Source organism: Plectonema radiosum NIES-515 (assembly GCF_025753815.1).
Taxonomy (GTDB): Bacteria; Cyanobacteriota; Cyanobacteriia; order Cyanobacteriales; family Nostocaceae; genus Hassallia; species Hassallia radiosum_A.
The window spans coordinates 1-11778 of the sequence record NZ_JAOWRF010000180.1; the positions used below are offsets into that span (position 1 = coordinate 1).

The 11778-nt window shown below is 41.7% G+C and carries 12 protein-coding genes; 9 read left to right on the top strand and 3 right to left on the bottom strand.

From position 1 onward, the window contains the following. The first annotated feature begins 268 nt into the window (after positions 1–268). The 3 genes from carB to OGM63_RS12205 all read left to right on the top strand — a co-directional run bounded on the left by carB (position 269) and on the right by OGM63_RS12205 (position 6018). A complete protein-coding gene (carB, locus tag OGM63_RS12195) occupies positions 269–3574 on the top strand; it encodes a carbamoyl-phosphate synthase large subunit (protein WP_263745840.1) in 3306 nt (1101 codons plus the stop codon). A 202-nt stretch (positions 3575–3776) separates the two neighbouring features. Beyond that, a complete protein-coding gene (gene folB, locus OGM63_RS12200; protein WP_263745842.1) occupies positions 3777–4148 on the top strand; it encodes a dihydroneopterin aldolase in 372 nt (123 codons plus the stop codon). 523 nt (positions 4149–4671) lie between these two features. After that, entirely contained in the window at positions 4672–6018 is a 1347-nt protein-coding gene (locus OGM63_RS12205; RefSeq protein ID WP_263745843.1) for a diguanylate cyclase domain-containing protein, read from the top strand. A gap of 21 nt (positions 6019–6039) precedes the next feature. Here the strand turns inward: OGM63_RS12205 and OGM63_RS12210 are convergent, their stop codons facing one another. After that, the gene (locus OGM63_RS12210; RefSeq protein WP_263745844.1) at positions 6040–6225 is read right to left on the bottom strand and encodes a hypothetical protein; all 186 of its coding nucleotides are present in this window, start codon (positions 6223–6225) and stop codon (positions 6040–6042) included. 568 nt (positions 6226–6793) lie between these two features. Between OGM63_RS12210 and OGM63_RS12215 the strand changes: the two genes are divergently transcribed. Continuing rightward, positions 6794–6976 (top strand): hypothetical protein, encoded by a 183-nt coding sequence (locus OGM63_RS12215; protein ID WP_263745845.1) that lies wholly within the window; start codon positions 6794–6796, stop codon positions 6974–6976. Between the two features lie 299 nt (positions 6977–7275). After that, a complete protein-coding gene (locus OGM63_RS12220; RefSeq protein WP_263745846.1) occupies positions 7276–7842 on the top strand; it encodes a sugar O-acetyltransferase in 567 nt (188 codons plus the stop codon). Between the two features lie 78 nt (positions 7843–7920). On the opposite strand, the gene OGM63_RS12225 is transcribed toward OGM63_RS12220, so the two are convergent. Then, on the bottom strand, positions 7921–8301 hold the full coding sequence (locus OGM63_RS12225; RefSeq protein ID WP_263745847.1) for a calcium-binding protein: 381 nt from the start codon (positions 8299–8301) through the stop codon (positions 7921–7923). 58 nt (positions 8302–8359) lie between these two features. Then, complete coding sequence (locus tag OGM63_RS12230; RefSeq protein WP_263745848.1) at positions 8360–8998, bottom strand: Uma2 family endonuclease; 639 nt, start codon at positions 8996–8998, stop codon at positions 8360–8362. A 147-nt stretch (positions 8999–9145) separates the two neighbouring features. Here OGM63_RS12230 and OGM63_RS12235 point away from each other — a divergent pair, with 147 nt between their 5' ends. The 4 genes from OGM63_RS12235 to rbsK all read left to right on the top strand — a co-directional run. Further along, positions 9146–10219: an alpha/beta hydrolase family protein gene (locus OGM63_RS12235; protein WP_263745849.1), complete on the top strand. Its 1074-nt coding sequence runs from the start codon at positions 9146–9148 to the stop codon at positions 10217–10219. A 61-nt stretch (positions 10220–10280) separates the two neighbouring features. Further along, on the top strand, positions 10281–10505 hold the full coding sequence (locus OGM63_RS12240) for a DUF8778 family protein (protein WP_263745850.1): 225 nt from the start codon (positions 10281–10283) through the stop codon (positions 10503–10505). Further along, the gene (locus OGM63_RS12245) at positions 10460–10819 is read left to right on the top strand and encodes a type II toxin-antitoxin system PemK/MazF family toxin (RefSeq protein WP_263745851.1); all 360 of its coding nucleotides are present in this window, start codon (positions 10460–10462) and stop codon (positions 10817–10819) included. Before OGM63_RS12240 ends, OGM63_RS12245 begins: the two co-directional genes overlap by 46 nt. Before the next feature lie 39 nt (positions 10820–10858). Beyond that, on the top strand, positions 10859–11778 hold a 920-nt coding region (rbsK, locus tag OGM63_RS12250), incomplete at its 3' end, for a ribokinase (RefSeq protein ID WP_263745852.1).

Sequence of the window (11778 nt, forward strand, 5' to 3'; positions counted from 1 at the left end):
TTGGGGTTTAGAGGTTGGAGGTTGGGGGTATGGAGTTGAAGGTAGAAATTTGCGTTTTTCATTCTAGTCCCCCTAGTTCCCCTTGTCCTCCTTGTCCTCCTTGTCCCCCTTGTCCTCCTTGTCCCCCTTGTCCCCCTTGTCCCCCTTGTCCCCCTTGTCCCCCTCCATGTCATCAAACCTGGAGAACTTGATAATAAACAACATGAGTTATGGGTAAAGAACCTTAAAATAATCAGGATTTCTATTCTTATACTGCGAACCAACAATTATGCCCCGTCGTAATGACCTCAGGAAAATTCTACTGTTAGGCTCTGGTCCTATCGTGATTGGACAAGCTTGTGAGTTTGACTACTCTGGTACCCAAGCTTGTAAAGCGCTGCGAGAAGAAGGCTATGAAGTGGTGCTGGTAAATTCTAACCCAGCAACAATCATGACCGATCCGGAAACAGCCGATCGCACGTACATCGAACCCCTAACACCAGAGTTAGTCGAAAAAGTAATCGCTAAAGAACGTCCCGACGCTCTACTACCAACGATGGGAGGACAAACCGCTCTCAATCTCGCTGTAGCTCTGGCGAAAAGTGGTGCCCTAGAAAAGTATAATGTCGAGTTAATCGGCGCTAAACTACCGGCGATCGAAAAAGCCGAAGACAGAAAGCTGTTTAACGAAGCGATGGAGAAAATCGGGGTGAAAGTATGTCCTAGCGGTACAGCCGAAACCTTAGAAGAATCAAAAGCGATCGCTCGTAAAATTGGCTCCTATCCTTTAATTATCCGTCCAGCCTTTACTATGGGTGGCACCGGTGGCGGTATCGCTTACAATCAAGAAGAATTTGAAGTAATGGCACAAACGGGTATCGATGCTAGTCCCGTGTCCCAAATTCTCATCGATCAGTCTTTACTCGGCTGGAAAGAATACGAACTCGAAGTCATGCGTGATTTGGCAGATAACGTGGTGATTATCTGCTCAATCGAAAACATTGACCCAATGGGTATCCACACCGGTGACTCAATTACCGTCGCTCCCGCGCAAACCCTTACTGATAAAGAATATCAACGGCTGCGGGATATGGCAATCAAAATCATCCGCGAAATTGGGGTAGAAACTGGTGGTTCTAATATCCAGTTTGCCGTCAATCCCTTAAATGGGGATGTAGTTGTTATTGAAATGAACCCCCGTGTTTCCCGCAGTTCGGCTTTGGCTTCTAAAGCTACAGGTTTTCCCATCGCTAAAATGGCAGCAAAGCTTGCGGTAGGCTACACCTTGGATGAAATCAAAAATGATATCACCAAGAAAACACCTGCCTCCTTTGAGCCGACAATCGATTATGTGGTAACAAAAATACCCCGCTTCGCCTTTGAAAAGTTCCCAGGTTCCGAACCTGTGCTGACTACCCAAATGAAATCGGTAGGGGAAGCAATGGCAATTGGACGGACCTTTAACGAATCCTTTCAAAAAGCGCTGCGATCGCTTGAAACCGGTCGTGCTGGTTGGGGTTGCGACATTAAGGAAAAATTACCCAGTGGTGAACAAATTCGCGCTCAATTGCGGACTCCCAACCCCGATCGCATCTTCTCTGTGCGTCATGCAATGCTATCGGGAATAACTCTTGAGGAAATCTACGAATTAACTGGGATTGACCCTTGGTTCTTGGATAAAATGCAGCAACTGCTAGAAACTGAGAAATTCCTCAAGCGCACACCATTGCAACAGTTGACAAAAGCGCAGATGTATGATGTCAAGCGAGAGGGATTTAGCGATCGCCAGATTGCCTTTGCGACCAAAAAGAGCGAAGATGAAGTTCGGACATATCGCAAACAATTAGGCGTGATTCCAGTTTACAAAACAGTAGACACCTGCGCCGCCGAGTTTGAAGCCTTTACTCCCTACCATTATTCCACCTACGAAGACGAATGCGAGATAATGCCAACCACCAAGCCCAAGGTGATGATTTTGGGTGGTGGTCCCAACCGCATTGGACAGGGAATTGAGTTTGATTATTGTTGTTGTCACGCTGCCTATGCTTTAAAGGGGGCAGGTTATGAGACAATTATGGTCAACTCTAATCCGGAGACAGTTTCCACAGATTACGATACAAGCGATCGCCTTTACTTTGAGCCGTTGACCAAAGAAGATGTCCTGAACATTATCGAAGCCGAAAATCCGGTTGGGGTAATTATACAGTTTGGTGGACAAACCCCATTGAAGTTGGCGATACCGTTACAGGAGTATTTAAACAAATTAAGTGGATCTGGAAGTACTTCTTCCCCCACTTCCCCCCTCCTCCCCTCCTCCCCTGTTTCCACCAAAATTTGGGGTACTTCCCCTGATTCTATCGACATGGCAGAAAACCGGGAGCGGTTTGAGAAGATTCTCAACGAGTTAAATATAGCTCAACCGGCAAATGGTATGGCTCGCAGTTACGAAGATGCGCTGATTGTCGCTAAACGGATTGGTTATCCGGTAGTCGTGCGTCCTAGCTACGTGTTGGGGGGACGAGCGATGGAAATCGTCTATTCTGATGCAGAATTAGAACGCTACATGACATTTGCGGTGCTGGTGGAACCGGAACATCCAATTTTGATTGATAAATTTTTAGAAAATGCCATTGAAGTTGATGTGGATGCGATCGCTGACCATACCGGAAGAGTAGTGATAGGTGGCATCATGGAACACATCGAACAAGCCGGGATTCACTCAGGAGACTCCGCTTGTTCTTTACCGTCGATTTCCTTACCACCAGCGGTTCTGGAGCAAATCCGCACTTGGACGGTACAGTTAGCCCAGGCTTTATCAGTAGTTGGGCTGATGAACATTCAATTTGCGGTGATTGGTGCTCAAAGCTATTCTCCGCAAGTTTACATTTTAGAGGCAAATCCCCGCGCTTCTCGCACTGTGCCATTTGTTTCTAAAGCTACTGGGGTACAACTTGCTAAATTAGCATCCTTAGTTATGTCCGGTAAAACTTTAGAGGAATTAGGTTTCACTCAAGAAGTTATACCAAAACACATTGCGGTGAAAGAAGCAGTATTACCGTTTAATAAGTTTCCTGGTACAGATACGATTTTGGGACCAGAAATGCGTTCTACTGGTGAAGTGATGGGAATTGACAGCGACTTTGGACGCGCCTATGCGAAAGCGGAAATTGCCGCAGGCGAACGTTTACCATTAACAGGAACCGTATTTGTTTCCATGAGCGATCGCGATAAAACCCCTACAGTTGATGTAGTTAGACAATTTATCGAATTAGGCTTTACCGTTATGGCTACCCAAGGTACACGTAAAGTCCTGCAAGATCATAAGTTAAACGTTGAGTTAGTTTTGAAACTTCATGAAGGTCGTCCTCACGTCGTAGACGCGATCAAAAACCAGAAAATCCAACTTATCATCAACACACCTTCCGGGGAAGAAGCTCAAACTGATGCTAGATTAATTCGTCGCACAGCCTTAAGTTACAAAATCCCCATCATCACCACCATCGCTGGCGCCAAAGCCACCGTCGCTGCCATCCGTTCGCTGCAAAACACAACTTTAGATGTCAAAGTCATCCAAGAGTACAACATAGTTAGTTAGCGGTTGAGGGGAAGGGGGAACTCATTTGCCTTCCCTCATCTCCCTCTTTGCGTCCTAGTAACTCAGATCCCCGACAACTTCTGCTCCCGTTGGGGAGCTAGCAGCGCATAAAACGGTATAAAACAATATTAATTTTAGATTTTGTATGCGAAAATTCAATTTAAAATCCAGAATGCAAAATTCATTTTGAGACTGAAATTTCATGGACTCGATTCATTTAACAGGAATTCGCTGCTATGGCTATACTGGCTATCTGGCTGAGGAACAATTGTTAGGACAATGGTTTGAGGTGGATGTTAAATTATGGCTAGATATCTCCACAGCGGCTAAAAGTGACGCGATTGAAGACACTGTGGATTATCGCAGCATCATCGCCAAAGTGCAACATCTAATCAAGACATCTAAGTTTGCTTTAATAGAACGTTTAGTAGCGACCATCGCAGATTCTATTCTCATTGAATGCGATCGCGTCTTGAGAGTGCAAGTCAGTTTAAGCAAACCTGCCCCACCCATTCCTGACTTTGGTGGCAAAATTACCATTGAACTGAATAGAAGTAAGTCCAACCCATTTTAAAGCGATTCGGGAATGGGCAATGGGTAATTGAAGACTCATAGAAAATACCCAATGCCCAATGCCCGATGCCCCAAAACCAGTATTATTTACTGTCTCTTCAAATTATAGCTTCGTCAAAATCTGAGAAATCATAACAAAATAAGCTATTATATATTATAAGTGTTTTTAATTTATTTTTGCTAAATACTTGCAGTTTTTTTTAACTTTTCGACTTCCATGTGATGTTATTAACCTTTTATTGAGTTGTTCTACATACGTAAGTATCCCCAAAATTTAGTTTTTTTTAAATCAATTAGTTACTTGTATCTGAAAAACTGGCTTTTACTTTTAGTAATTTCAGGGCATTTATAGAATACATAAATAACTTGATATTAACTGCGTACAAACATTCAATTAAGTTGACCAAATACTGAGATTTGGCGTTGTCACAAAAATTATGGTAATAATTATTCAGCTTTTTATTAAGCTATCACACAGTTAGTTTAGAGATTGATATTATAGGATTATTCTATTTCAGATTGCATTGACATCGACGACAACATCTGAGCCTTGGCAGACAGTTGATTTTAGCACGGACAGTCCTAAAATCCTAGTTGCTGAGGACGAAAAAGTCCTTGCCATAAATATTAGATACAGATTACAAAACTTAAGATATACTGTTCCGGATATCACTGATTCTAGTGAGGAAGCAATAACAAAGGTAGCAGAAACTCATCCACATTTAGTGTTAATTGATATCTGTTTGTCAGAAAAAATCAATGGAGTGCAAGTGGCAGACATCATTCAGAATAATTCCGATCTACTTGTGTCATATTTGACCGAATATTCGCCAGATCGTACATTAGATAAACAGCAATTAACTGAACAGTTTAGTTACATTCTCAAACCAATTGCAGAAAGAGACTTACATATTGCGGTAGAAATGGCTCTTTATAAGCACGAAATTGAAAATAAATTAGAGGAAAAACATCAGCAATTGACTGCTGTTATTAATAGTATGGGCTGTGCCGTAGTCGTAACAGATATAAATGGTTGTGTCAAAATTATGAATACTGTAGCAGAACAGCTAACTGGATGGAAGCAAAATGAAGCAATTGGTAAAGATTTAACTGAAGTTTTTAGTTTGATTGATCAGGAGATAAACGAGCCAATTGAAAATTTAGCCAAACAAGCAATAAAAGCAAATAAAATTTTAAGTTTACCAGAAAACTGTATCCTGATTACTAAAGATGGTAGGCAAATACCGGTTGGAGATAGTGTTGCACCCATCCGGGATGATAATGGGAAAACAACTGGTGCAGTTTTAGTTTGTCAAGACATCACTAAACGCAAGCACAAAGAAGCGCAACTGCTCCGCAATGCATTTTATGATGGGCTAACAGCACTACCAAATCGCATTTTATTTACAGATAGACTGAGACAAGCAATTGAGCGGAGCAAGCGACACAACGATTATTATTTTGCGGTTTTGTTTTTGGATTTAGACGGCTTTAAAGCAATTAACGATCGCTTTGGACACCAAATGGGAGATAATTTATTAGTAGCGATCGCTCAACGATTGGAATCATGTTTGCGTAGTGTCGATACTGTCGCTCGATTTGGCGGTGATGAGTTTGCTATTCTTTTAGAAGAAATTAAAGACGTTAGCGATGCCACCAATATTGCCAAACGCATTCACGAGTCTTTCGCATTGCCACTTTATTTTGATGGACATAACATAATTTGCACAGTTAGCATTGGTATAGCTTTGAGTGGTAGCAAGCATAATGAACCAGAAAGTCTGCTACGAGATGCCGATATCGCTATGTACCGCGCCAAGCGCCAAGGTAAGGCTCGTTATGGTATATTTGATGAAGCTATGAATCCTTAGCTGTCGGTTATTGGTCATTGACTATTGACTAATGCGTAAAAATTCCGGCAAAATCACTTGTATTTTTGGTTGCTGAATGTAAACATCTACCGCTTCAATCAAATTAGTGATATTCTGTTGACTAACATCATCAATATCATTGCTTAACCGTTTGCCAGTCAACTCTCTATCAAGTTTAAATTGCAACCGCCAAAGACGATTATTCATTATTTGATTTCTGATGTATTCGTAAACATCTGATGAAGCATCTAATAATAAACCAACGAGGGGCTGTGTTCATTAGACAAACGTCGTGGAAAAGAATGTAGAGACTTCGTTCGATCGCTTCTCTACAAGGGTTTCTGGCAACGCATAATAAGCATAGCGGTCGATGTCTATTGAATTATAGCTCAGTTTTGGGCTTTTGGAAGTGGAATACAAAGTATACTAATATTTTCCATTAGACATCTCCGGAAAAGAACTATGCGTTGTTCACAACCCTTGTAGAGACGCGATGGTCCGAAGTCTCTACATTAGATATCTCCGAAAAAGTAGAGACGCGAAATTTCGCGTCTCTACAAGGGTTTTGGTTAATGCATAATTAATTTATGGAGATGTCTATTAGATATCTCCATAAAAGATGTAGAGACGTAAGCTAGCTACGTCTAATCAAGGGTTTCGGGCAACGTATAGTTCATTTATGGAGATGTCTATTGTTTTTCGGAGATGTCTAATGCATATACTCTGTGATTGATCAGAGGCAGGGGGCACGAATTCCAGGGGAAAAAGGTACAAATTGAGTCGAATTGTGGGCAAAAGCACCTCTGTCCTCCCGATCAAAGCGCAGCATTTTAGCCCCACTTGCAAGTTGCGTGGTTTTTCTAAAGGTGCAACATGCGGTAAGAGCAAATCGCTGCTTTTTCACGGTGGTGTTACTGCTAATAATCCGTCTGACTGTGCGATCGCACAGTCAGTTTAGGTTAGGCTATGCAATAGACGTCTCCAGAAATTAATTATGCGTTGCCCGAACTCCAACAGACGTAGCACATGCAACGTCTCTACGTCTTTTCTACCAGATGTCTATTTAGTTGAGTAAGTTGAAGTATCCTCAGGTATTATTTACCAAGGAAAATATACTATAGCTTGTTCAGTGAATCCGACATATTTTTTCATAGGATGAATTGAGAATTACAAGACCCAGATACCCGACTTCTAAGAAGTCGGGTATCTTGTTTATAATAATTGAATTATGTTAAAAACAAATTATAAATTTTGGTGATGGAAAAAAACGAAAAACAGAAAATGCTCGCAGGTGAGTTATATTTTGCCAACGATCCCGAATTAGCTAGCGAAAATAAACGTGCATGTCGTCTATTAAGAATGTACAACTCAACCACAGAAGAACAGCCAGAACAGCGAAGCCAAATTTTGGAAGAATTGTTTGGTCAAGTGGGGGAGAAAATTCAAATTGTGCCGCCTTTTCACTGCGATTATGGCAGTAACATTTATATAGGCAACAATTTTTATATGAACTATGGCTGTGTAATTTTAGACTGTAATACAGTCCACATTGGCGATAATGTTTTATGCGCTCCTAACGTGCAAATTTACACAGTTTACCACCCTACAGAACCGGAAATTCGTCTTTCTGGTAGAGAACTTGCTGCCCCCATTAAAATCGGCAATAATGTCTGGATTGGTGGTGGTGCAATTATTTGTCCGGGAGTAACAATAGGTGATAACACTACCATTGGTGCTGGTAGTGTGGTTGTAAAAGATATACCAGAAAATGTCATAGCAGCGGGTAATCCCTGCCGTATTATTCGGCATCTATCTGAGGAATAGGGAGAGTTCTTGAGATGGGGGGAGGGAGAGGGGGGGACAAGGAGGAGAAATTTGAGAATTCAATATCCATTGCCCAATTTAAAATTTGTATCCTCTGGCTAGCCAATAGTGCCAATCAGCGATCGCTTCACTGGTTTCGCTATCAGCATCAATGGCTTCTATTTCCGATAGCTTGGCTGAGAATACGTCTTCATCCTGACCACCGACGTCAACCACTTCTACTAACATATCACGCTCGCACTCATCTTCTGGTGCCATTCCCAGAACTTCGACTGTTTTTTCTTCCACGGTGGCTGATTTGCGTGTCTTCTTCTTCCACTTGGCATTAAAGGGAATGTTTAAAGTATCGTCGAGATAGTAATACCAACCCATCGCTCGTTCTTCTTTGTCATGGGCATCGACAACTATCTCCATTGTAATGCGCTCTTCACGGATTTTGTCTTCTTCCACGCTGGACATAGAACACCTAATCAAAATGGTTGGACTATAGAATATGTTACTAGAGAGCGATCGCTTGTCAATTGTCTATCTGCTGTCTTACCCAACCACGGAATGAGCGAATCATCGATATTTCCCCAATATTCAGACTTTCTTCTAAAAATCGAGGAATTTCTGTAGTTAAAGGCAAATTTGCAAAAGTTGGTGAAACATCACACCCAACATAAACATTCTCACGCAGTTGATAAATCTGCATTACAGGTTCGTTATAACGCCAAACTTCCGGTATACCCAAAGCTTGATAAATTGGCATTCTATCAATAGAAGAACTGGTATAGTCTACCTCAATTACTAAATCAGGTGGTGGATCTTGTGTCAAGTCAAGATTTTGCTTTTGTCTCATCACGGGTTCATTCTGGATGTAAAAACTAGAATCTGGTTCCACACCCCGCAATAAATCTTGACGTTTACAAGTTACTGAACCAGTACTTTTCAGGTTGAGGTTCAGTTCTTCAGCTAAAGCAAAAACCAAGTGTTCGAGTAGTCTATTATTATGCTCATGGGGCATTAAAGGTGTCATAATTTCCAGTATTCCTTGGTCATAAGCCAGTCGGGTAGCACGATGCTCTCCCATTTCTGCGAGGATGCTTTCAAAAGTCTGCCAGCTGATGTTTTGCAGTATGACTCGTTGGGAACTGCTTGCTGCTGTCGTCACCATAAGACTAAGGAATGAGGTTTTCTATTAAGGTATCAAGGAATTGACTGTAATAAACAAATTTTTAAGATAATACAACTTATGGTAGATGCGAAAAAACCGTTATGGAGTTTATTTTGCCAATATACTAAGGTTTAAAAAATAATTATTGTGGTAAGTCTAAAAGCATTTTCCGTAGTTTCTGTATGTGTGGCATTGATTGTTTGGGGTACAGAGAAAACGGCAACTGCGGCAACATTCAATGATGCACCTTTATTTAATGATGTAGGTAGTTACACGACAACAATCTCTGCAAATAATAACTTAGCTGATATTTACTTTCCTAATCCAAACAACTTGAAAACTGGTAAATACTCGTTTCCTGTAGCACTTTTGTTGCAAGGTGGACTTGTAGATAAATCAAATTACTCAAATTATGCCAGGATAGTAGCTAGCTACGGATTTATTGTAGTTGTACCTAATAGCGAACGTTTGGTTCCACAGTTTGGTAAAGCACTTGCACCTCAAACCTCACAAATCACCGCTGTTTTGGCACAAATGCTTGCAGAAGACTCAAATATTACTTCACCTGTGAGGGGCATTGTCAATACACAAAAAGTCGCTTTACTCGGTCATTCTTTAGGAAGTGCTGTTGGTCTTTCTGCTATTGCCAATCTTTGCCTTACGACTCTATGTGAAGGCTCATTTAGCCGACCAAAGGAACTGGTAGCAGGAGCATTTTTTGGTGCAAATCTTCGCGACGAAAATGATGAGTTTATCCCCATTAACAATTCCGGAATTCCCATTGCTTTGTTGCAGGGAACTGATGATGGTAGAGCGCTTCCTTTTAGGGCGCAGGCAACTTATGATAATATTAAAGACGCTCCTAAGGCGTTAATTAGCATTTTAGGTGCAAACCATTTTGGCATTACAAATACTAATAATCCTTTAGGTGTAATACCAGACCCTAATAACCCAACAATCGAGCAAAATGTAGCAGTAGAAACTATAGCTCGCTGGAGTGGATTGTTTTTGCGTGCAAGTGTTCTTAATGATAAAGGTGCTTTTAATTATATTTATTCCACAGGTGATGCTCTCGATCCAAATGTGAGAGTAATTAGTCAAACTAAGCCTATTCCCGAATCATCTTCGACATTAGGTTTGCTGGTGTTAGGTGCGTCGAGTATCCTGTTGAGAATGAAGAAAAAGACAACGATAGAATCTCAATCAAGACGCCAAGTTTAATTAAGCGATAGATCGCACCCCAAACGGCTTATACTACTTACAGTATGACTTTGAGTAGGATATGGCTAAAATCTCTATTTCGCTGCCAGATGAACTACTAACTTACATCGACCAAAAAGTTGAAAACCGCAGTGCGCTGATTGAATCTCTCTTGCAGCAATGGCAGCAACAACAAGAAGATGCAGCGTTAGCAGTAGCTTGTGCCTTGGTAGATGAACTAGAATTAGGTTGGGGTAGCGAATGGCAGAACGCAGCGATTACGGACTGGGAAGCATCTGGATTGTAACTTTTGACCCATCTATAGGCACTGAAATTCGCAAAACCCGTCCAGCGTTAGTGATTTCTGGGACTGTGTTTAATGCCCAACGTAGTAAAGTTACAGTTTTGCCCTTCACCTCAGCACGACCTAATGACCCTCGGATACAAGCAGCAGTGGTGGTAGTATCCTCATCACGGCAAAATGGTTTATCTGTCGATAGCTTGTTGGTGTGCGTCGAACCCATGACCTTTGATAAAGTTCGCTTAATTCAAAGATTGGGGGAACTAGAACCAGAACTATTACAGCAAGCTCAAAAGATCCTGCGTCAATACCTAAGCTGAAATACCGAATAATAAAATTGTGCGCCCCTCCCTGATATTATGACAATTATCGTCTTCGGCAGCATCAACATAGACTTGGTAGCAACAGTACCTCGCTTGCCAATTGCCGGCGAAACACTGTTAGGAAACGATTTTTTTCTTTCCCCTGGGGGTAAAGGTGCAAATCAAGCCGTAGCATCAGCTAGATTGGGAATTCCTACACAAATGGTAGGACGTGTTGGTGCAGATAATTTTGGGACAGAACTTCTTAGCAATTTACAAGCTTCTGGCGTACAAACTAATAATATATTTATAGATAAAACTGTCAGTTCCGGTGTTGCAGTTATCAACGTCGATGTCAAAGGTGAAAATCAAATCATCGTGATTCCTGGTGCAAATGGACGCGTAAATCACGAAGATGTAGAACGATTATCGCCCTTATTACCAACAGCAAAAGTGCTACTTTTACAACTTGAAATTCCCATGTCTGCTGTTGTAGCTGCGGCAAAAGCAGCACTATATGCACAAGTAAAAGTAATTCTCGATCCTGCACCCGCACAAAACGATGTACCAGATGAACTTTACCCCTTGGTAGATATTCTGACACCAAATGAAGTTGAGGCAGGGCAATTAGTGGGTTTTCCGGTGGATGGGGAGGAATCGGCAGCTTCAGCAGCAGCAGTGTTATTGCAAAAAGGCGTGAAAAATGCGATCGTTAAACTAGGCGCTAAAGGTGTTTTTTGTGCAACTCCTGAAGAAACCTTTTTTATACCTGCGTTTGCAGTAGAAGCTGTTGACACCGTTGCTGCTGGTGATGCTTTTAACGGTGGTTTAGCCGCAGCGCTTTCTCAAGGACATTCTTTGCGTGACAGCGTTATTTGGGGTGCCGCAGCCGGTGCTTTAGCAGCGACAAAATTAGGGGCACAACCTTCGTTACCAGGTAGAGTTACGTTTGATGCGTTTCTTAGGGAGAGGGGGAG